Raw genomic sequence first — 22,564 nt, forward strand, 5'->3', positions numbered from 1 at the left:
TTTTGATTTTAGAGAAAATAACAAATTATAAACCGAATGATTTTGTCCGGCACTTTGCGCTCAAAGCATTCCAATCGAAGTTCAGATTACAATGGATAGAAGAACAGCAATTAAATGTCTCGGTGCGACTATTCCGAGCCTTTTCCTGAGTAAATTTAGCCTTGCCCAAGCTTATCTGGGAAAAGCTCCTTTTCATCCCGACTGGCGTTCACTAGAAAACTATCAGGTACCTGAGTGGTTCAGGGATGCCAAATTTGGTATCTGGGCCCATTGGGGACCACAGTGTCAACCTGAAAGGGGTGACTGGTACGCACGCGGCATGTATCAGGAGGGATCGGATCAATACCGGTATCATGTCGAAAAATATGGACATCCTTCCGTTTTTGGATTCAAGGATGTGATCCATCAATGGAAAGCTGAAAATTGGGATCCAGAGGAGCTGATGGAGCTCTATAAAAATGCGGGCGCACAGTATTTTATGGCTTTGGCCAATCATCATGATAATCTGGATCTTTATCGCAGCAGCCACCATAAATGGAATAGTGTCAATGTTGGTCCCAAAAAAGACATTGTTGGCGGCTGGGAGCGTGCTGCTAAAAAGCGAGGGCTCAAATTTGGTGTGAGCGTACATGCGGCCCATGCCTGGACCTGGTATGAACCGGCGCAACGAAGTGATAAAGCCGGAAAGTTTGCCGGAGTACCTTATGATGGGAAGCTGACAAAGAAAGACGGTGCAGGAAAATGGTGGGCGGATTACGATCCGCAGGAACTCTACGCTCAGGATCATGAACTTAGTTTGGATAGCAATGACGACAATATGGTTCATCGGCAGTGGCATTGGGATGTCGCCTCCGGCGTGAGCGTACCTAACAAAATGTACTGTGAAAATTTTAAAGCACGTACCCTTGAACTGATGGACAACTACAAACCCGACATGGTTTACTTTGACGATACTGTGCTGCCACTTTATCCAATAAGCAATGTTGGACTGGAAATAGCAGCCGACTTTTATAATAAGAGCATGCAGGCGAATAAGGGCAAGGTCAATGTGGTGATTAACGGTAAAATCCTGAATGAACAGCAACGGAAATGCCTGGTATGGGATATCGAACGTGGACAGAGCAATACCATTGAACCGCAACCCTGGCAGACCTGTACCTGTATCGGTTCGTGGCATTATGATCGACGGATTTACGATAATAATCATTATAAATCGGCCAAAACCGTTATTCATATGTTGATTGATGTGGTCAGTAAAAACGGTAACTTATTGTTAAGTGTACCCTTGCGCGGTGATGGTTCTATCGACGACCGGGCAAAGGAGGTCGTTGAGGGAATAGGAAGTTGGATGGTGGTGCATAAAGAAGCCATTATTGGAACACGTCCATGGCATATTTTTGGCGAAGGGCCGGCACAGGAGGAAGCGCCTTCACTGAGTGTACAGGGCTTCAATGAAGGAAAGGGAAAAGCTTTTACCGGCGATGATATCCGTTTTACGACAAGAGGAAATACATTGTATGCCTTTATCATGGGAACAACGACCGAAAAGCAAATTACAATTAAGTCATTGGGACGCATTGCCGCCCATACGAGAAAGGTCAGTCAGATACAGTTACTCGGGACTGATGATCGGATTTCCTTTCGGCAACTGGACAATGCCCTGCAAGTATCCCTACCAGACGGCTTCGTTCAAAACAATGTCTCTACGGTATTGAAAATTACCTAATAATTTTCACTTTTTGAGCTACTAATTAGATGTTGCGCTTTGGATAAAACGTCCAGAATTGTATCTCGAGGGATAGCAAGGCAGGCTGTATGACTAAAGCGTGCGATATTGAGTCCTATAAAATTGCCTTTGCTATCGACGATCGGACTTCCACATTCGTCAGCATGAATGCGTGAATCGTGGATAAATACTTGCGGAAAATTATCCCTTCGCAATGACTTTCCTTGAGGAATGTTGTTGGCCGGATGTGGATTTTCCCGAAGGTTCCATCTGGAAAGAATGATCTTCGTATGTAGCTCGGTCACCCCGCGTCGGAAGTGAACCTGGAGTGTATCACCTGCATAAAATTGTTGCATCGCGGCGTTGATTTTGGCGGCGCTTGCCACATCATGACCGTTTAATGCAATCATTCTGTCGCCAGCAAGAAGTCCGGCTCGGTCTGCAGCACCCATGCTGTCCACTTTTGTTAATGTTGGAAAGCCTTGGATTTCCTGCATCTGTGCATCGAACGTTCCCGGGATGGGAATTCGTGGGAATGTTTGGGGCGACATGCCGAGGACACCGGTTTTACGCTGATTGGCCGCAAGCAGCGACCACAACTTTATTCCGAGTAAGGAATCAGGAAGGCCTTGTCCGGCTATCTTCGATGCAGTGACTGCCGGAAATTTATGGTCACTCACAAGTGCTATCAGGTCGTTTTTTTCATTTCTGAACAAGATCTTCAAGGCATAGTTTCTGTTTTGAATTGTGGCGATTGGTGCCGCACCAACCTGGCTGCTTTTGGATAAAATTACCTGCTTATTGTTTGCCAGGTTAAATGCAGTACCTAATATACGCGTTCGATATCCGTTTAATGTACTACCGATGGGGATGGGCTGAACGTTTGTTTTCGGATCTTGAGCTGGTTTTTTGAGCCCCAATTCCGCGAGCTTTTTTGCTAAGGGATCACTACCGATTGAATCGGGATCAGTGGGGTAACTGCTGATCGCAGTTGGATGAGTCAGCGACCGCCAATAGATGCGATAGCTGTTTACAGGAACCTCAAAATTGCTACCCTCCGCAGCGTCAATACGGCTATGTAGACCAATTACGCGGCCTAGGGCATCAAACAAGGGGCCTCCGGAATCACCGGGCTCCATGATACTGCTGCTTTGAATGAAACCATAGTCATCCATTTTTTTTAGAATGCGTCCAGCGCGAAGAAAGGGAAAGTTGAAGGGCAGGGTTTCGGGATAGGATAGCCCAAAGCAGCGTTGGTTTTCAGAGATGGATGAGGACCAGCCCATCTCGGCAAAAGGCCAGGGGCCTTCGCCCTGCATCTTCATCATGGCAATATCGGGCAAGTTGCTCTGTTGGTCGACGACAAGTCGTCCGAGCGCTTTGGCAAGACCCTGCTTGCCATTAGGAAAAATCACACGATAGAAATTGCCCGGCTTCGTGGAATGCGCCACAGTGAGGATAGATCCATCCGTGCACACGATGACTCCACTGAAAGGCGCACTGTTTTGTTGACCGCTCACACTGTCTATACCGAACATTTTTATGGAAGCCGCTAGCGCCCGGTCAATAATAGATCTCGGTATCTCGCGGTCAGCGGTCTGCTTGCTCTGTGCTAAGCAGCAATTGTAACACGTGATCAAGCACAAAATTGTCCAAATAATGAGGTATTGGAGGAGGGTGCTTTCAGAAAATTTTTTGGAACAAGGTATCATACTGCAAATAGGTTGATTTATTGGATTAGGTTTTGCTTTACAAAGCCACAGCTCAAAGGTAGCGGATTTGTTAACAGAAAAACAAGGGTAAAGAAACAGTTCTGAATAAATTATTGACCTTAGCGTGTTTTTAATGCGGTTTGCTGAAAAATTTATGGCTTAATACAGAAAAATTAAGAAAAAATAATAGGAAAAATCTAGAAATAGGTCGGCCATAGGAAGTATCCATTCTTTTTAGTTATCTTTATCCACGAAAAGATTAACTGCTTGCTAAACCGATCTACCGATGAACTATACGAGCGAAAAAGAGCTGCTTGAAGACTTCCTAAACGGGGAGGAGCAGGCTTGCGCGCATGTATACAACCGTTATTTTAGTCGCATTTGTTTATATGCATCGAGTTTTGTGGATGAAAGTAAAGAAGCTGAAGATATTGCCGAGGAGGGATTTATCCGCTTGTGGCAGAGCAGGCGGCGCTTTGAAAGTTTATCACATCTGAAGGCAGCCCTTTATCAGGCTACGCGTCATGTAGGAATCAATCACCAGACCGCCCGGAAGCGAAGATTAAATCGGGTCGATAGTTACGTGGCGCAACAGGAGCCGGATCAAAAATCCCATTTGCATGAGGTTGTCTACGCTGAAACAATGGCCGAACTATACGATGCCATTCAGAAGCTACCTCCAAAAGCACGTGAAATTATTCAGCTAAGCTACCTCGAAGGCAACAGCAATCAGGAAATTGCGGATCTATTGCAGCTAAATATTCAAACGGTAAAAAATCAAAAATTACGTGCCCTAGGCCTGCTACGCCAACATTTGAAACGCGATTCCTTTAATTATCTGCTCTCGTTGATCGTTCTTTTTGGAAAAATTTAATTTTTTTTTATTGCCTTTGGTACTTTTTTAAATTGGTGTGGTATCTATAGATGAAATAGTTCAAAATGGATTCTAAAGAAGTAGAAAAACTTATTCGTATCAGTTCGCTTGTCCTCCACGAAATGCGGGGAACGCTTAGCGACGGAGACCGCCTTTTTCTGGAGAGCTGGCTAAAAGAATCCGCAATGAACAAACAGATCTATCAACGTTGTCTGGATGAGGCACAGCAGCGTGATGGGTATGCTAGTTTGCAGCATTTTGAAAAGCAACGTAATTTTGAGTCGATAAAAGCTAAGCTTTCCTTCCATTCTTCAAAGAAAAGGTCTGGGCTACTGAAGCGTTTATGGCCTTATGTTGCCGCCGCCAGTGTGGTGTTGGCCCTTTCTGTCGTTTGGTACTGGAATCAGGATAACAGTCGACCGGTTCAAACGCAGCGGGTGGCTGTAAATGACCGCCTTCCGGCTTCGCATCAGGCGATTATAACGCTCTCGGACGGCAGACAGTATGCCTTGAATGGGGGCGAAAAACAAGTCGTGATCGATGGCAATGGCATACGTTATGATGACGGTCATGAGGTTGCGTCGATCAACGCCGCAGTATCTGCCCGGATAGAAACTCCGCGTGGTGGTACTTACGAAGTCACTTTGCCCGATGGTACTCTGGTCAAACTAAATGCAGGGACGATACTATCTTACCCGACAGTATTCGCGAAAGACAGACGCGAGGTCAGTCTCCGAGGCGAGGCCTATTTTGAAGTTAAAAAACGGAAAGATCAACCTTTTATAGTCCACACCCAAAATCAGCAGGTACAGGTACTTGGAACACACTTTAATCTCAATGCCTATCAGACAGCAACAGAGACAAAAACAACTTTGCTGGAGGGAAAAGTGGAGGTAAAAGAGCTGATCAAAGGCCAAAAAGTAACCTTGCTGCCAGGCGATCAGTCGGTCAACACCGGAACGGAGCTGACCAAGCATCCGGTCAACGTACAGCAGGAAATCGCCTGGGTATACGGAAAATTTAACTTTGACGGAAAATCACTTCGGCAGGTCATGGATGAACTGTCCCAATGGTATGCGATTGATGTGGTTTATAAGGGCGATGTACCTGATGTTTCCTTCTTCGGAGGAACATTCAGAACGAGCAAATTATCAACCATTCTCAAAATATTAAAAGACCAGGATCTGTCGTATCATTTGACGGGCGATGGGAAACTCATCATTGAAAATAATAATCCTAAAGCACAGAAAGGAGGGCAATAAAGAACGAAAAATTATACATTACCATACAATATGAATTAACAAATTGGGCAGTGGATCCTATCATCTAAGCAAATGGATCCTGCAATCTAACCTAACTAAACTAACTAGAATTAATGAAATTAAGTTGTTTTTCACAAGCGACCAGACCCCTTTTATGGCTAGTTTTTGCTGTCTTAGTCCAGCTGGGCCATAAGGTAAATGCGCAGACCGTAACCTATGCCGGGCGCAATATTCCGCTGATGGATGTGCTGCAGGTTGTCAAACTTCAGACGAACTATGAGGTGCTTGGAGCCAAAAAGATGTTGGAATCGGCAAAGCCAATTTCCATCAAAGCGGACAAAATGCCCCTTAGATTATTTCTTGATAAAATTTTAAGTCCGCAGGAAATCGGCTATACAATTGAATCGAAGACAATTTTCCTGGAAAGGAAAGCAAGTCGACGGAAAGCTGAAGCCAAAAGCCTTCCGCAAGGGGAAAAATCATTCCAAAAACAGATCCGGGGAAAAGTCCTGGGAAAAGACCGGATGCCTCTTTCCGGAGTGAATATTTCACAGCTAGGCAATACCATCGCAGTAGCCGATCAAGAGGGACATTTTTCCTTTGTTGGTACAATGCAACCGCTTACATTAAGTCGGGTTGGTTATAAAAACTTCAGCCTTACTTTGGTCGAAAATAAAGAGGAGTACAACGTACAGATGGAAGAAGAGGCGAATGCACTAGAGCAGGTTGTTGTTACCGGTTATCAGGTGCTAAAAAAAGATTCCTACACGGGAACAGCAATTACCAAAAGCGGGGAGGAGCTGCGGCAGGTAAATCCGCAAAACGTCCTACAGGCCATGCAGGTATTTGATCCTTCTTTTAAAATTTTGCCCAACAATTTAGCTGGGTCTAACCCCAATGCGCTTCCTAATATTAATGTGCGTGGTTCCTCAGCGTTACCGAGTGGAAGTACAGATGTGCTGCGTCGTGATAATGTCACGACAACGATGAATTTACCAGCTTTTATCTTGGATGGCTTTGAAGTTAGCCTGGAAAAAGTAATGGATTTGGATATGACGCGCATTGAGAGTGTCACCACGTTGAAAGATGCGGCGGCGAGTGCTATCTACGGTTCACGTGCAGCTAATGGCGTAATGGTAATCGTCACCAAGGCTCCCAAAGAAGGTAAATTGCAGGTAACCTATACGCATGAAACTAATGTCAATATGCCAGATTTGTCAGGTTATAATCTATTAAATGCAACGGATAAGCTTGCTTATGAGAAGCTTGCAGGGCTCTATGATGGTGAGAAACAACGTCAATCGCAGGACATATTGGACGAATTATACTATCATAAACTGGCAAATGTACTTGGGGGAATAGATACCTATTGGCTATCGCAACCGGTACGCACAGCAGTTGGGCAAAAACATGGCGTTTTCTTGGAAGGTGGGGCACAAACTTTTCGCTATGGTGTGGATATGCGTTACCAAACGCGGCCGGGGGTGATGAAAGGTTCTGGCAGAAATCAGTATTCTGGCGGATTGAATTTTAGTTACAATCCAAAAAATAAAATTCGTTTTCAGAATGAGCTCTCCATTACTGTTGTCGATGGCCGTGAATCTCCTTATGGTAGTTTTGAAAATTTTGTTAAAATGAATCCTTATTATAGACTGAAAGATGATCAAGGTAACATCACACAATTGTCGGATCGTTGGATCAGGGTAGATCCTTCAGGAAATAGAAATGAGGAGTATGTGCTTAATCCTGCATATGATGCAACATTGAGCAGTTATAACAAATCGGGCTATACCGAATTATTGAATAACCTTTCAGCTGACGTTGATCTCGGTAAGGGGCTGCGCCTTCGGGGATTGCTTTCTTTGTTGAAACGGATGAATACGGGTGACGATTTCCGTTCGCCTTTGTCTAACGAATTTTATTCCTACGAAACTTCTAGGGCAGATGAAAGAGGAAGCTATGGAAGTTATAGCAACGACGAGTTGTATTGGGATGGAAATGTACGTTTGAATTGGGACCGAAATATAGGAAAGCATTATTTCAATATGATCGCTGGTGCCAATATAAGAACGGAAAGTTATGATGAACGCTATTTCAAAGCAATTGGTTTTCCGAATGACCGTTTTACTGACATTGGTTTTGCGAAAGGTTATGAAGAGGGAAAAAGCCCCGAAACAAAAGTAGGCGCTTCTCGTCTATTTGGTTCTTTCTTAAGTGGTAATTATAGTTATGACAACCGCTATCTGTTTGATGCGACCTTACGCATCGACGGTTCGTCAAAGTTTGGTGCAAATAAGCGGACTGCACCTTTTTGGTCGACGGGAATCGGCTGGAATATGCATAATGAAAAATGGTTTGCCACCAAGGTAATTAGTCAGCTACGCCTTCGAGCAACTGTTGGTTTGACGGGTTCAGTTCAATTTGACCCTTATATGTCGCGCGTTACTTATTCCTATGATAAAAACAATTGGTATTCGTCGGGATTAGGAAGTACGGTGCGTAATTATGGCAATGAGAACCTTGCTTGGCAGAGGACGCAATCGGTGGACTTGGGTGTAGATATCGGCTTTTGGAGTAACAAATTAACGTTTTCACTGCGTAACTATAGTAAAATTACGAAGGATATTTTGGCGGACATCAATATTGCTCCTTCAACAGGATTTGGTTCCTATAAGGAAAATCTGGGCGATATGGAGAATAAGGGAATCGAGCTTGGGGTCAATTGGCAGGCGATCAAAAGTGAGAAATGGACATTGAGCTTGCTGGCTAATCTGGTACAAAATCGTAATAAGATTGTGCGTATTTCCAACGCATTGAAAAGTTACAATGAACGTGCAGATGAGGAGCAGCAGAAAGATGAATTTAAAGCTGTGCCCTTATTGCGTTATGAGGAAGGACAGTCAATGGATGCCATTTACGCAGTTCCATCGTTGGGTATAGATCCTGAAAGCGGACGGGAAGTCTTTGTGAAACGAGATGGTAGCCTGACCTATACCTGGGATCCACGGGATATCGCGGTAGTTGGTGTAGCTACACCAAAAATGGAGGGGTCTTTCGGGGGCACCTTACGTTACCAGCAGTGGATGTTGGTCGCCTATTTCCAAACGCGTATGGGGGGCAAAACCTATAACCAGACCCTCGTAGATCGCGTGGAAAATGCAGACCCACGTTACAATGTGGATGCCAGAGTGCTTGAGGAACGATGGAAAAATCCAGGAGATCACACGTTTTTTAAGAGTATTGAGGATTTGGGACGAAGCGAGTTATCTTCTCGTTTTGTGATGCCAGACAATCTATTAACACTGCAATCCCTGAATATCTCTTATGATGCGAATCAAGCTTTTGCCAATCGCTTGGCGCTGGCGAGTTTGCGCATAGGCCTGATCGGCAATGATATTTTTCGCTGGTCTAATGTGAAGGAGGAGCGCGGCATTAACTATCCTTTTGCACGATCAGTGACCTTAACATTACAGGCTAGATTTAAATAAGGTTTGCTAAGACCAAGAATGTAGATTGATAACAATCTTATTCTTGAAAATTGCTTGATACAAACGAACTAACATATGAAAAAGAAAAATATATTTATCCTCTTACTTTGCAGTATCTTTCTGTTTTCCTGTCAGAAGTGGCTGGATATACAGCCACAGAGTGAGGTCGAAAAAGACCGGCTCTTTACTACGGAGGATGGTTTTAAGGAAGCACTATTGGGAATCTATACCCGCTGTGCTAACGGCGATCTCTACGGTAAAGAATTGACAATTGGCACACCTGAAGTCCTCGTACAGAATTATACCATTCCAAACAATGATCCTCTTCGTTATCAAAAGACCGCGCGATTTTTATACGATGACGGTGACTTTAAAGATCGCAAAGACAATATTTGGAAAGGTTTATATCATGGGATAGTGAATGCTAATCTTTTATTAGCCGAAATCGATGGAAAAAGAAATCTGTTTGTTGGAGACAACTATGCTTTGATCAAGGGTGAGGCGCTGGCTTTGCGTGCGTTCCTTCATTTCGACGCCTTACGTTTGTTTGCTCCAGCACCTATCGTGAATGCGCAGGCAGATGCAATTCCCTATGTTACAAAATATTCAAATAAAACGACGCCCTTGAGCAAAGTGTCCGCAGTGCTGGATTCTGTCATTGCAGATCTGACGATCGCGAAAGATTTATTAAAGGTAGATCCAATACGCGCGGCTTCTTATGTGGTAGGTTATCCAACAGAAAGGGACACGTTGGCGAACTCAGAATTGAGCAGTAGCAGTCTCTTTTTGCAAAATAGGAGACATCGGCTGAATTATTATGCCGTATGTGGTGCGCTAGCCCGGGTGTATCTCTATAAAGGAGATAAATCCAACGCTTTAGCAAATGCGCTGGAAGTCATTGCGTCCAATAAATTTCCTTGGACAAATAACACTGATTTTCAATCCGTCAAGGAGGATAAGAAGGACAGGATTCTTTATAAAGAGCTTTTATTTGCCTGGTATATTCCCGGAATGAACCTGGAGTATAATCAAGAATGGTTTAGTACGGGGCGGATGAATCTGGATAAAGAAGAGGGACGGACAATTTATGAAGTTGGTGGAAACGGCGGCGGTGATCTTCGTTATACCCAATGGTTCGGTTCGGTGAGTGTGGGCACTACGGCTTTAAGTTCGCTAGTAAAATACAATAGAAACACATTCAGTGATGATTTTGAGGCTAATCTGCATTATCTAATGGCGCCAGCGATACGCTTAAGCGAGCTCTACTATATTGCTGCTGAATGTAACTATGAAAGCAACCCTACTGTAGCGGCACAATATCTGAATCAGGTGCGCATACAGCGCGGTATAGGAGAACCTGCAGACGTATCGACGGTGACAAAATTCCGCACAGAATTACTCAAGGAATACCGTAAGGAGATGTATGCCGAAGGCCAGCTTTTTTATGCTTATAAGCGTTTAAACGCTCCTATTATTGGAGAAAAAGGCACCGTCATTCCAGCAAACCAAAAAATCTTTGTATGGCCATTGCCGAGTGATGAAATAACTTATGGACAACGCTAATATAAAATAGAATGAAAAAAAATAGTTATATACTGCTGCCATTTGTTTTATTCCTGTTCTTTTCTTGTCAGAAAACAGAACTAAAAACATACGACGCAGCTTCTAATGTTTATTTCGATCTGAGTTCACAAGCACGCGATAGTATCGTATATACTTTTGCCTATGAAATGACCAGAGCATCGGATACACTTTATATCCCTGTTCGGTTAATGGGCAATCGGATGGGAGATCAGCGCCATTTTCAGGTTTACGTGGAGAAGGATTCCTCCACTGCACGGAGTAGTGAACATTATGAAGCATTGTTCGCAGAATATCCCTTGGAAGCAGATCGCGGAATTGGCTATGTCCCATTAATTATCCATAATACCAGGGATTTAGAAGAAAAATCAGTATCGCTTATCTTAAAATTGAAAGCAAGCCCAGATTTCGGTATTGATGATCCGCGGCTGATACGAACATATATCGTTCTTTCAGCACAACTGGAAAAACCAAATTGGTGGGATAATTGGTCGCCATTGGGTGAATATTCAAGGGTAAGGCATCAATTGTTTTTTATAGCAACAGAACAGCGGCAGCTGTCCACCGAGGGATTGGATGCTCCAAAGAACCTCTACTTTGCCAATTTGTTGACCATTATGCTTAATGATCCTTTTAAATGGGTAGCGGACCATCCTGAAAGAGGCTATGTGTTGGAAAGCAGGGATAATGGTCAAAGCTATATCTTCTACCATAAGGACAATCCCAATCGACCAATTCAGTTGAAAAAAAATACTGGCGTGGGTAAATTTTTCTTTATTGATGAATCAGGAAAGGAGCTTAGATAAAATGAAAAAGTTGATAATAAGCATTGTCGTATTGAGTTTGTTAGCGGCCTGCTATAAGGACAAAGGAAATTATGTTATCGATATGCCTGAGTCACCGGTGTTACAAAATTTGGATACGCTCTATGAAGCAATGACAGGCGATAGTCTTATTGTACAGCCTAAAATTACAGGTATAGCTACCGAAGATCTGGAATGTGATTGGCGTATTGATGTTCCGGAGGCCCTTGTGCCAGAAGCCAACCATTATAAAGGGAATGCGCTAAGGATAGTTTTTGGTCTAGAAGCAAAACGTTATACCGCTCGGCTTACTGTAACAAACAAAGCTAATGGGATGAAATATTTTTACCCTTTTAAAATCCAGGGGGTGACAGAGTTTTCTAGGGGTACTTTGGTCTTATCTCAGGATCAGGGTACTGGTAAACTCTCTTTTATTAAACCTGACAACAGTGTTCAGCCTAATATCTATGAAGTTATTAATGGGCAACCTCTACCGGTAGACCCTTTGCAGTTGCACTATGTAAGGAACCAATTTACGAGCAATACGCCGTTAGGATATTGGATTATTTCGAAGCAAGCCGGAGTTCGCTTGAATGTTAATACCCTAAAAAAGGAGAGTTTAAAGCCTGGGACTTTATTCGATAATTTCTTTTTAGCTCCTTCGACCATTAAGGTTGGGAATCTTCAGGCGCATCCACAAGGGGTTCTATTGGGTGTAATCAATGATAAATTCTATGGTGGAGCAACAACAACATGGGATCAGTCGGCAACCTATGGGATGTTTGGTACGTATGCGGATGGGGAGTATGACTTGGCTTCGAAATTTGTGCTTTCTACAGCTAACAACAATTATACGGTCATTGCTTTTGAAAAAAATAAGAAACAATTTGTCCGCATTAATCTCTATGGGTCACCGATGTATTTTGGAACGCAGTATAGTGCGATTAATTCAGCTATTTTTAATCCTACTAATGTAGGTATGGACTTGTTGCAGTTGGTGCAGATCAATAATGCGGACACCTACGCTTATGTGAAAAATGCAACTGGTCAAATCTATGAGTTGATGTTTAATGTGAACTTTTCGGGGCCATTTAACTTCACTTCGGGTCATAAACGACTTTTTATACGGCCAGAATGGATCACCGCTGATACAAAAATGTTGGCAAGTCGTAGTGGTTATATTTACGTTGCAGTACAAAATCAAGTTTTTCGCTACAACCCTTTGAGTGAACAAGTGCAGCTATTAAAGACAGCTATTAAGAGCGAGGTCACTATGCTCAAATTAGAGGATGATGAGAATACTCTTATTGTTGGATCAGTAGGAACACTCTATTATCTCGATATTCAAGTCGGTAAAAATGGCGAGCTTGTCAAAAAAATCGAGGGTATTCCGGGAAATCCTGTTGACATGACCTGGCGTAAGTAAAAAGAATAAAAATAAAATCTAATCATATAAACATGAAAAATTTAAAAATAGCAGCTTTGGCACTGGCATTTTTACCCGTGGCATCATTTGCGCAGCAAGCAAATTTCCAGATCAATGGAAGTGTACCAAAAGCTTTCAATGGTAAAAAAGTGTATCTGGATTATACAAAAGATGGATTTCCGGCATCGGATTCGTCTGCTATTGTGAATGGCAAGTTTAGTTTTAAAGGGACAGTAGAGGAGCCTGCTTATTCAAGAATGGTTTTTGATCAAGAGGGCAAAGGAAAATTGATCGCACAGAATATTGGTGACCGTTTATACTTTTATTTGGCCAATGAGACTTACAACATGACCATCAAAGATTCGTTGCGTACCGCTGCCATAAAAGGGTCGCCGTTGCATAACGCGTATGTCGCTTATTTAAATGAAATTGGCGGTGGTTTCATGGATATTATTGATGCCGGAAACAGGGCTTTTGCTGCGGTAGATAAAAATGCAGCTGACGCCAATGAACAGTACAAAGCGATTCACGAAAAGTTTGAGGCAAAGTTTGAAGCACGTCGGGTAAAGGAACTGGCATTTGCAGCAAAAAATCCGAGTTCAATCTTTGCGGTGGATGCGCTTATAGATGCGGCCAATAAACGCAAGCTCAGTGAGATTGAACCTTTATTTTTGAAGCTGTCCAAAGAGGTGCGTCAAATGACGAATGCACGGCAGCTGGAAGCACGCTTTCTAGCTGAAAGGAGTGTGAAAATTGGCAATAAGGCTCCTGATTTTTCCCAACCGGACACAAATGGGAAAATGGTCAAAGTATCCGATTTTAAAGGCCAGTATGTGCTGATCGACTTTTGGGCAAGCTGGTGTAGTCCTTGTCGTGCTGAAAACCCCAACTTATTGAAGGCATACAACAAATATAAAAGTAAGGGATTGGAAGTGCTCGCTGTATCCCTGGATGATACAAAAGGGAAAAATGCCTGGGTAAAAGCGATTAAGGATGATGGATTGCCTTGGGTACATGTCGCAGATCTAAAGGGCTGGAGCAATGAGGCTGCAGTATTATATGGCGTACGTGCTGTGCCACAGAATTATCTGGTGGATCCGAAAGGAAACATTGTTGCGATCAATATTAAAGGAGAACTGCTGCATCAGGAATTGGCCAAAATTTTTGGAAACTAAGGAGCTAGTGCATGTTCATTGACCCGTGAACGGAATGATGCCGTATATGAAAGATACATACATTGATGATCTTCAATACGACGGGAATATATTATAGCTAGGGATTGAATCCCTAGCTTTTTTATTGCTGTGTTTTCTTCAGAATCTTAAGCATGCTGGTCGCATAATTTTTGCCCAGTTGCCGATATCCCGCCGGACTAAAGTGCAGTCCATCGCCAATGCCGGCACAGTCTGCTGAGGAGACGATATGGGCTGTCGGTACAGTGGCAGGCAAGGTCTGGATGATGCTGTTCATGCTTGCGCATTTGCCTCCGGCTTCGGCCGATAGGAGTTCGCCTGCAAGTAGGGGCACTTCGTCTGCTTTCAAGTGCAAATCGCGCAATAGATTTCCATATACTTTTTTCACTTTATTAGGCCATTGGCGATCGCCAGTGTTGGATTCGCCCTGATGAAGTAAGATGCCTTTGATTACACCTTTCTGTTGTGCTATTTTGGCTAATGCTACAAGTCTTTGATACGGGTTATTGTCATAAGCTGCAAGCATGGATTTCATCCATTCCGGTGCCTTTGACACATAACTGGCCGTGCTGTCTTGATCAAATAACTGAATATGGCAACCACCTACCGAAACGTTGATGACACCGATCTCGATATTTTGGGAAAGATTTTCTGCAAGCATTCTGCCAAAATAATCTGCAGGTGTAAGTCCCGTATGACAACGCGTGAGCGGTGCACGGGCGGGAGACCACTTGCCATACTGCCTTCCCAATTCGGGGCAGTCTACTGCCGCAAGTACATGGAACCGACTATTGGTGATGGTATCCTGTGGTTCGAATTGACCATGGCCCTCCATATTGGATTGTCCAAAACAAAGGTATATATGAAAGTTTTTGTCTTGGGCGAAAGCTGCTGTTGCAGTTAAACTGTAAAATAGAATAAGAAGCTGCAAAATGTTAGAAAATTTTTGTTGCATGGTGAATTTTGAATGTTTTTGTTAAAAAAAATATTCGCGGTAAGTATTACCTACCGCGAAAAAGGATGTATGTAAGGGATTTGGAAAAAATAAGTGTTTCGTTTTAGTAGTTTATGATCTATCTCTTTTGCATCAAAGCTTCAATAACAGCCTGGTAAGCGGGTTTTCGGACAAATCCTTCGGTCCATAAACCAATTGGCTCTCCGCGACGCCAGAATGAACTCTCATGATCGGGGCTATCCAATGGGCTCCATATGGTAATACCGTACTGTTTATCTTTTGGAATGATTTCGAGATATTTCTCAACGACAAATCTGTACAGGTCAGCTTGTTTCTGATACATCTCAGCAGTGGCATTGCTAGTCTTGATGCCATTTCCTAAGCCAATATCAAGCTCGGATACTTTGACCATCTTACCTGTGGCGGCCAATAGATTGAACATACTGACGATATTGTCTTTGCTGGTATTGATATCGATGTGCATCTGGGTGCCGATCCCATCCACTTTAACACCTTTGCTTTCGATGTAGCTGACATAGGCGATCAGCCCCTTACATTTGTTGCCACTGCCTTCTAAGCCATAGTCATTGATGAATAGGAGATCGTTGGCATTGCCATATTTGCGGGCAAGCTGGAAGGCTTTTACGGCATAATCTTTCCCTAAGTAATCCTGCCAGTAGAATTCGTCATCAGCCAGATCGGTTTTTCCGATTCCGGTCTTTAAGGCATATTGGTCTGGCCAGTCGGACATCGGTTCGTTAACGACATCCCAGGCTTTGATATAACCTTTGGTTTTTTCCAGCATACCAGCAATAAATGTCTCCAGCGCTTTGGTGAGTATGGTTTCTTTCTCTGCCGGTGTTTTTTCAATAATGTAGCCTCCAGGACTGCCATAACCCTCACCATCTGCAGACTGTGCTCTAGTAGAGTTATTTCCCCAGCCGCCCCAGCCATCAATATTGCTTTCAAAGTCCCCGTTGGCAATCAGATTGGCTGAACTACCTGTTTTTGTGAGCACGACCTTGTCGATAAAAATAGTGCCGTCGTATTGGCCGAAGTTGATGATAAGACGATTGCGGTCAGCAGTTGCAGTAACTTTGAGTTCGTACTCTTTGTAACTTGTCGTTAATGCTAAGGTACCCATATTGTCCCCGGTAAAATTGGAGCTAGTCTGCAAATCGATGCCTATGTTGCCCGCTTTAGTGCCCCGAGCAACAATCTTCAAGACATACTCTTTACCCACCTCGGTGGGATTAATGCCATAAGCTGTCTGTGCTTCCCAGGGATTGACAACAGAAGGGTTGCTCATTTTTAAAGCATGACCAGCTAGTGCCGGGCCACCCGAACCTGGTATAACAACAGGAGCGATTAACTTATTCAGATAGGCGGCATTCTGTCCCGAGTGCCAGCACAACGTATGCCCATATAACGCCATGTTGTTTTCCTGTGCGGCTGTGATCAGCTGTTCTACACCTGATAGATTCAGGCTTCCGTCGGCTTGCACAATGGAGCCATGCTTCATTTCATAGCCCATGACCATCTCTTCAAAATTGCGGTTTGCAAGTCGGTACAGTACCCCTTTGTTGAAATAGTCATTCATGTTGAGTGCAACGCCAAGTTTAAACCCTGGATTTGCCTGTTTGTCTAAATAACTTTTTAGGGGATTGTAGGCGTTTATATCTTCTTGTGCGAGTACTTTTTCCGGTTTATCGACTGTATATTCCGGAGCGTGATATTTGGAACAGGAACTCCAGACGGTGCCGAGCGAAAGTAGGATGACGATAGTTTTATTGATTTTTTTCATGGTTTTTCATGATTGATTTGATACTACTTTTTGATTGGCGTAAAAGTTTCCATTTTGACGGATCTGTCCCGCATCACCAGCGTATCCTTGCTTGTAACACTCATTTCTGTCATTTCAATAGCATAGGATAGATAAAGCGCATCCCTGTCCGCATTTCCCCAGCTATTTTTTTCGCCCCGTTTGACAAACTTTCCTGTTCCCGTAACTGAAATCCCGGAACTGGCGGAGCTAATGCTGCAATTGTTTTCGTCATCAAAGGTTAAGTTCAGATTGACATTGATGTCCACATCATCTGCTCCCTTAAAAGCGAGGGGCAAGATCGACCTCTTAAGTGCCGCCGTCGTGAGGTTTTTGACTTCATCTTTTTCGACATAAGCCTGGCGCCTGACAACATTTTTAGTCAAGTTGCTGTTAGCACCTTTGCCAACGATCTGATCGGTGCCGCGACGAAGGTAATTGCCATGCCAAGGATTGATATATTTGAGGGCATAGAAGGTAAAATCTTTTGGTACGGCATCCCAGTCGGATGCAATTGCCCTATTGGCAGTCTGTAAGGAAGTTTTACCGGATAGTATGGAATCGGCATTGACAACCTTTGTCATCCTTAACGGTAAGACGTAATATGTTTCGAGCGACTTGGGATCGGCAAAAAAAGCATCGGTCAGCTGTACCTCCACGCCGCCCGTAAGACTACCACTCGGAATGTTGATCTGGTTGCCTGAGAGCTGATAGTAATCGGTCGGCAATGGCGTGATCGGCTGCCCATTAGGGTAGCTGAGTCCATGTGTAAGGCTATTGTCAACAACAAAATCGATACGGATATCTTTTCCGTTGTTGTACACACCGCCAGTGGTTGCCATGACTTTTACCTTATGTTGGTTGTCGAGACTGTTGTCAAAGATGTCTTCGCCCAGAGTCACTGTTCTGACGGGTGTCTGATAGGCGAAGTATACTGATTGAAATTCGAAGTCCGGGAACTCCCATTCGTTATTTTTGCAGGACGCCAGGCTTACTAAAGCCATCGCGTACAGGAAATTGATCTTTTTCATCGTGTGTATTTTAAATTTAATTCCAGCCTATATTTTGTGCAAGATTGCTGTATTTGAGTACCTCACTGTAGGGGATTGGACCGTAATTCATATAAGTTTCATAAAGCCTATTTTCTACAGGAATTTCTGTATAATTGTTATTGGTAATACTTATTCCTGTGGCGGCAACATTAATATCCATTTTCCAGCGGCGCAGATCCCAAAACCGAAATCCTTCGAAGCAAAGCTCAAGTCGGCGTTCGTTTCGGATCAGCTGCCGCATTTCATCTTTATTATTTTTTACCTGCTCCAGGTAAGGATCTCCATTGTTAGTGCCTACACCTGCACGTCTGCGAATAGCTTTGATTATATCATAGGCCGAGAACGTAAAGGTCCCCATACCCGTAGGTCCCCAGGCTTCATTAGCCGCTTCGGCATAAGCCAGATACATTTCGGTCATCCGTATACGAGCATTGAAATGCATCTGTTGGGTAGAAGATGATGGATTTAAATTCACATCCTGGCGTAAGAGCTTTTTTAAATAATAGCCTGTTCGTGTAGATGTTTCGACTTTGTTCAAGCCGTCATTTGTCGGACTATTGGCTGTTGTATTGATTGCTGTAGTGCTGACACCCGCCGTCGCACCATTGACAATGATATAGGCCTTCAACCGGGGATCCCGTTTATCGTAGGGGTTGGCTTTATTGTAGGTCGAATTGGCATCTGCAATGGGATAACCATTTTCCATGGGGAAGGCATCCACCAGGTTTTGCGTTGGGTTGAGCCGGCCTCTGCCAAACAACGTAGGGGGAAAGTGATCCTGTTCCATGCTGTTGCTATTTCCCTTATCGGTACGCCATAGAATCTCCGCAGGATTAGATCCGGAGGTTAAGCCATCGACTACATCCTTGATGTACCAAGTAAACCCTTTAGAATCGATTCCAGTTGGGCCACCTTTTGCCTGGATGACCTGACCCGCATAAGTAGCGGCTTGCTCCCAGGTCGTTTTACTGCCCTCACTATAGGCCGGACTTGCTGCTAATAGCGCTGCTCTTGCACGAATAGCCTGCGCGATACGTTTGGTCATCCGTAACTTGAAAGTGGAGCCAAATACACGATTATAGTCATTGAAATTGATTGAACCTGCATATTTAGCTGGAACTTGGCTATCGTTACTGATATTTTCATAATCCATCGGCAATAAATCCTCCGCTTTTTTAATATCATCGTACAACTGTTGCATACAGGCTTCAAATGAAGCCCGAGGTTGATTGAAATCTGAATTGACGGTCTCGGGAGTCAAATGAATTGGTACACCCAGTATTTCTCCTGTGCTTGACTTACCGGCATGCGCCTGTAGGAGATGGAACATAAACAGCGCACGAAGGCCATAGGCTTCACCCTTCATCCGGTCGTTGAACAGGATGCTGACTTTTGGTTCCATGGCCCATTCGACCTGATCCGTTAAGGACAGAAAGTTGTTTAGATACTGTATGGCTGCATAACTGTTGCGCCATTGATCGAAGGGGTTGTTTATGCTTGTCCACTGTCCAGTTGCCGATTTTAGATAACTATTGTTCTTATCGTTGCTCACCGCATTGTCGGTCGCGACGTCATCAAAGCTGTAGCTATTGCTGGGAATCCGGTTGTAACCGTTCAGAAGCAGTCCCTGTGCATATAAAGGACGGCTATTCGCTGTCTCGAGTTCGAGATTATTCTCTATCGCTGGCTCAAACATATCTTCACAGGAAGAAAACAGTAGGCTGGCTAGGATAGCTATGGTTAATATTCTTTTCATAATTGTCTCCTTAAATATTCATGATTAAAATAGGGCCTTGAGACCGAAGTTGAAAAATCGTGTCTGTGGTGCTTGCCCAATATTTAGCAGCATTATTTCTTTTTCCTTTGCGATGGTCAATAAGTTAGCTCCATTGGCATAAATCCCCAGTTCATGAATAAATTTCGAATTGAGCATGCGTTTGGGGAAATCGTAGGATAGCTGCACTTTAGACAGGTTGATTCGATCGGTCTTATAAAGCCAAAAGTCTGAACTTCGAAAGTTGTTATCACTATTGAAAGTCGTGAGGCGAGGATAGGTCGCAGTTTCCTTGGTCGATTCTGTCCAGCGGTCACGTACTACCACTGAATATTTGTCCTCCGCATCTACCCAAAAGTACGAGCTGTTTTTCATGGCTTGGGCACCGAACTGTCCAGTTGCAGCAGCAAATAGTGTGAAATTGTTCCATTTTACCGTTAGATTGAGGCCCAGTGTAAGTGGCGCACCGGCCCATCCGCCTTTGCCCAAATAGACTTCGTCTCGCGTATCAATGGTGCCGTCCCCATTTTGGTCTTTATACTTGATATCACCGGGTTTTACTTCACCAAATGAAGACAAGGCTGAATTGTCAATATCGGATTGGCTCCTATAAAAACCATCATGCTGTAAACCCCATATCGCATCCAGCGGTTTTCCTGCCCTATTTTGATAGGCAAACTGATAGAGTTCGTCCCGTTGTACTGCCTTGGTTGAATAATACATCCCATTGAAGCCTAGCGATACAAAAGTTTTGTCGATCTGTTTGTTCAAGTTAATGCCAAAATCAACACCTTTTCGCTCGTCACTGCTATAATTGATATAGGGAAGATCCGAGTAAACAGGCCAGCCTGTCATAAAGTACATCGGATATTGTGTTGTCGCTTGTACCAAACCGCCAGTCATACGATTGAAAAAGTAGGAGGTATTGAAGGTGATCAGGTTGTTGTATAACCCGCCTTCAAGGTTGATGTTGAATTCCTTGCGTTTTGGGAATTTCATATTTGGATTGTCGCCCCTGCGCCGATCAAAAGAGTGTACTAATGCGCCATCCGCCCAACTATACCAGGCTCCATTGTTGTAGGTATAATAGCCTTGATACAGGAAATAATCGCTAATGTCCAAGTCGGTATTCAAGATACCTGCTGAAGCAGATAACCTGAGGTCGTTGACAACTTTGCTGTTTGCCATAAAATTTTCTTTTGAAAGACGCCAGGCAACAGCCAATGTAGGGGAGAGGGCCTGTCTGTTTCCTTTCGGTAATTTCGCAGAATGGCTATAAGCGCTGCTAAAGTCAACATAATATTTACCCAAATAATTATAGCCTAACTGAAGCCCCAAATTGGCATTACTGGTTTTGTGATAGCTGCCAGATGCTCCAATTTGGTAAGCATTGGCCAAGAGAATTGCTGACAGGTGATGCTTATTATCATATATGCGGTTAAAGTTTAAGGATCCATTAAAACCAATGGTTTGTCGATAGTTACTACCGCTAATATTTTGTACACCAGATATACGGTCATCGCCATATTTTGTTAAGCTGCTAATTAGATCATTGCCGTTATAGTTGTTCCAAGAAGCCTGATAGACCGCATAATTGTTGTTATAGGATTGACTGTAATTGGAAAGGTAATCTACTGCGAGGTTGGTCTTGAAAACCAGGCCTTCCAGGATATTTTTCAAATCAAAATTTAAACCTGTATTAAATTGAAACTGCCGGTTGAGAAGACGCGTGGTACCACCGGCGTAAACATTCGCAAAGGCATTGGTCTGGTCCAGCTGACTTCCCCCCAGCAGGTATTTGCCATCAATGAGAAAACTACTGTTATTGACATAGATCATCGAGTTGGTATCACCGTCTTCAATCATGTCAATCGGAATAAGCGGAGAGAAGCGATGGGGACGCATCGTAGCGGCAGCCCCCCAATAATCAGCGTTAACGCCCTTGGAAATATAAAAACTGGCTGCTGCATCTACATTTAATGAGATGAGGTCGCTGACTTTGACGTCGATGTTGCCACGCATATTAAATCTATTGGCACCACCATTTTTCTTCGCCTGTCCAAAGTTGAGCATAGATCCTTCGGACCAAAAACCAAAGTTGGTATAATATTGTGCCCGCTGATTTCCTCCTGAGATTTCGGCCGTGGCATCGTAGCGATTATAATGGTCTTTGATATAGTCCGAAGAATAGTAATCGACATTTGGGTATCGGAAAGGATTTGTTCCGGCTGCATGCTGGTAGATGGTTTCGGCGCTGTAGAGTGCCGAGAGACCGTCATTTTGCCGGGCCTCGTTGTATAGCGTCATATATTCGGCAGAGCCTAGGTATTCTGGATAACTGATTGCCGTATTGATGCCGCTATTGGCCCTGATTTTTATCTGCTGACCGCCAGCCTCTCCGCGTTTGGTGTTAATACTGATGACACCTTTTGCCGCCCGACTCCCATAGAGTGCGATGGCATTGACTCCTTTCAGTACACTGATTTGATCGATCTCGGTCGGCATAACGTTATTGGCGTCGCGCGGAAAACCATCCACTAAGACCAGGTAGTTACTCATCCCCCAGATATTACCGTTATAACCGGGAATAAAGGCATCGAGATTTTCCAAACTGAAGGTGTTGTAGCTCTTGTCGAGCAATTGCGGGATGTTGATGGATTGGACATTGCCCATGAGATCTTTTTTCTGAACTTTCTGGAAAGCAACTTGTACAAGTGTGGCACTATCTGTGCCGATACTGTCCTGAAGACTGCCAACCGATAATATTGGGGTTATATTTTTATATTGTCCAATGGTTGGATGAAAGGATTCTTTGGCTATACTTTCAGCAATAGCCATCCAGCTCAATCCAAGACATAGTGCTATTCTTAATTTTTTGTACTTCATTTTTTTGAAT

General features: G+C 43.7%; 14 protein-coding genes. 8 read left to right on the forward strand and 6 right to left on the reverse strand.

Going from position 1 to position 22,564, the window contains the following annotated elements; all coding sequences use genetic code 11:
* Positions 1–91: 91 nt before the first annotated feature.
* On the forward strand, positions 92–1,726 hold the full coding sequence (locus tag DCO56_RS11175) for an alpha-L-fucosidase (protein WP_108633867.1): 1,635 nt from the start codon (positions 92–94) through the stop codon (positions 1,724–1,726).
* Here the strand turns inward: DCO56_RS11175 and DCO56_RS11180 are convergent.
* Entirely contained in the window at positions 1,723–3,366 is a 1,644-nt protein-coding gene (locus DCO56_RS11180) for a trypsin-like peptidase domain-containing protein (RefSeq protein WP_181390524.1), read from the reverse strand. The two genes, DCO56_RS11175 and DCO56_RS11180, sit on opposite strands and share 4 nt — an antisense overlap.
* 358 nt (positions 3,367–3,724) lie before the next feature.
* Between DCO56_RS11180 and DCO56_RS11185 the strand changes: the two genes are divergently transcribed.
* From DCO56_RS11185 to DCO56_RS11215, 7 genes are all read left to right on the forward strand, one after another.
* On the forward strand, positions 3,725–4,312 hold the full coding sequence (locus DCO56_RS11185; protein ID WP_108633869.1) for an RNA polymerase sigma factor: 588 nt from the start codon (positions 3,725–3,727) through the stop codon (positions 4,310–4,312).
* 65 nt (positions 4,313–4,377) lie between these two features.
* On the forward strand, positions 4,378–5,574 hold the full coding sequence (locus DCO56_RS11190) for a FecR family protein (RefSeq protein ID WP_108633870.1): 1,197 nt from the start codon (positions 4,378–4,380) through the stop codon (positions 5,572–5,574).
* A gap of 113 nt (positions 5,575–5,687) precedes the next feature.
* A complete protein-coding gene (locus DCO56_RS11195; RefSeq protein ID WP_108633871.1) occupies positions 5,688–9,062 on the forward strand; it encodes a SusC/RagA family TonB-linked outer membrane protein in 3,375 nt (1,124 codons plus the stop codon).
* 75 nt (positions 9,063–9,137) lie between these two features.
* Entirely contained in the window at positions 9,138–10,625 is a 1,488-nt protein-coding gene (locus DCO56_RS11200) for a RagB/SusD family nutrient uptake outer membrane protein (RefSeq protein ID WP_108633872.1), read from the forward strand.
* Positions 10,626–10,636: 11 nt separating this feature from the next.
* Complete coding sequence (locus tag DCO56_RS11205; RefSeq protein ID WP_108633873.1) at positions 10,637–11,449, forward strand: DUF4843 domain-containing protein; 813 nt, start codon at positions 10,637–10,639, stop codon at positions 11,447–11,449.
* Between the two features lies 1 nt (position 11,450).
* Positions 11,451–12,872 carry a PKD-like family lipoprotein gene (locus DCO56_RS11210; protein ID WP_181390525.1) on the forward strand — a complete coding sequence of 474 codons (1,422 nt, stop codon included), beginning with the start codon at positions 11,451–11,453 and terminating at the stop codon, positions 12,870–12,872.
* Positions 12,873–12,904: 32 nt separating this feature from the next.
* Positions 12,905–14,047 carry an AhpC/TSA family protein gene (locus DCO56_RS11215; protein WP_108633875.1) on the forward strand — a complete coding sequence of 381 codons (1,143 nt, stop codon included), beginning with the start codon at positions 12,905–12,907 and terminating at the stop codon, positions 14,045–14,047.
* Between the two features lie 121 nt (positions 14,048–14,168).
* Here DCO56_RS11215 and DCO56_RS11220 read toward each other — a convergent pair whose 3' ends face one another.
* From DCO56_RS11220 to DCO56_RS11240, 5 genes are all read right to left on the reverse strand, one after another.
* Entirely contained in the window at positions 14,169–15,020 is an 852-nt protein-coding gene (locus tag DCO56_RS11220; protein ID WP_108633876.1) for a sialate O-acetylesterase, read from the reverse strand.
* A gap of 118 nt (positions 15,021–15,138) precedes the next feature.
* A complete protein-coding gene (locus DCO56_RS11225) occupies positions 15,139–16,824 on the reverse strand; it encodes an endo-1,4-beta-xylanase (RefSeq protein ID WP_108633877.1) in 1,686 nt (561 codons plus the stop codon).
* A 23-nt stretch (positions 16,825–16,847) separates the two neighbouring features.
* The gene (locus DCO56_RS11230; RefSeq protein WP_108633878.1) at positions 16,848–17,873 is read right to left on the reverse strand and encodes a DUF5627 domain-containing protein; all 1,026 of its coding nucleotides are present in this window, start codon (positions 17,871–17,873) and stop codon (positions 16,848–16,850) included.
* A gap of 16 nt (positions 17,874–17,889) precedes the next feature.
* Positions 17,890–19,650 carry a RagB/SusD family nutrient uptake outer membrane protein gene (locus tag DCO56_RS11235; RefSeq protein WP_108633879.1) on the reverse strand — a complete coding sequence of 587 codons (1,761 nt, stop codon included), beginning with the start codon at positions 19,648–19,650 and terminating at the stop codon, positions 17,890–17,892.
* Between the two features lie 24 nt (positions 19,651–19,674).
* Positions 19,675–22,554, reverse strand: a complete 2,880-nt coding sequence (locus DCO56_RS11240) for a SusC/RagA family TonB-linked outer membrane protein (RefSeq protein ID WP_108633880.1) — start codon at positions 22,552–22,554, stop codon at positions 19,675–19,677.
* Positions 22,555–22,564: the final 10 nt, after the last annotated feature.

It is taken from the genome of Sphingobacterium athyrii, from assembly GCF_003071065.1.
GTDB lineage: Bacteria > Bacteroidota > Bacteroidia > Sphingobacteriales > Sphingobacteriaceae > Sphingobacterium > Sphingobacterium athyrii.

Coding starts and splice junctions, on each gene's coding strand:
- DCO56_RS11175 (WP_108633867.1), top strand. CDS start 92: ATGGATAGAAGAACAGCAATTAAATGTCTCGGTGCGACTATTCCGAGC.
- DCO56_RS11185 (WP_108633869.1), top strand. CDS start 3,725: ATGAACTATACGAGCGAAAAAGAGCTGCTTGAAGACTTCCTAAACGGG.
- DCO56_RS11190 (WP_108633870.1), top strand. CDS start 4,378: ATGGATTCTAAAGAAGTAGAAAAACTTATTCGTATCAGTTCGCTTGTC.
- DCO56_RS11195 (WP_108633871.1), top strand. CDS start 5,688: ATGAAATTAAGTTGTTTTTCACAAGCGACCAGACCCCTTTTATGGCTA.
- DCO56_RS11200 (WP_108633872.1), top strand. CDS start 9,138: ATGAAAAAGAAAAATATATTTATCCTCTTACTTTGCAGTATCTTTCTG.
- DCO56_RS11205 (WP_108633873.1), top strand. CDS start 10,637: ATGAAAAAAAATAGTTATATACTGCTGCCATTTGTTTTATTCCTGTTC.
- DCO56_RS11210 (WP_181390525.1), top strand. CDS start 11,451: ATGAAAAAGTTGATAATAAGCATTGTCGTATTGAGTTTGTTAGCGGCC.
- DCO56_RS11215 (WP_108633875.1), top strand. CDS start 12,905: ATGAAAAATTTAAAAATAGCAGCTTTGGCACTGGCATTTTTACCCGTG.
- DCO56_RS11220 (WP_108633876.1), bottom strand. CDS start 15,020: ATGCAACAAAAATTTTCTAACATTTTGCAGCTTCTTATTCTATTTTAC.
- DCO56_RS11225 (WP_108633877.1), bottom strand. CDS start 16,824: ATGAAAAAAATCAATAAAACTATCGTCATCCTACTTTCGCTCGGCACC.
- DCO56_RS11230 (WP_108633878.1), bottom strand. CDS start 17,873: ATGAAAAAGATCAATTTCCTGTACGCGATGGCTTTAGTAAGCCTGGCG.
- DCO56_RS11235 (WP_108633879.1), bottom strand. CDS start 19,650: ATGAAAAGAATATTAACCATAGCTATCCTAGCCAGCCTACTGTTTTCT.
- DCO56_RS11240 (WP_108633880.1), bottom strand. CDS start 22,554: ATGAAGTACAAAAAATTAAGAATAGCACTATGTCTTGGATTGAGCTGG.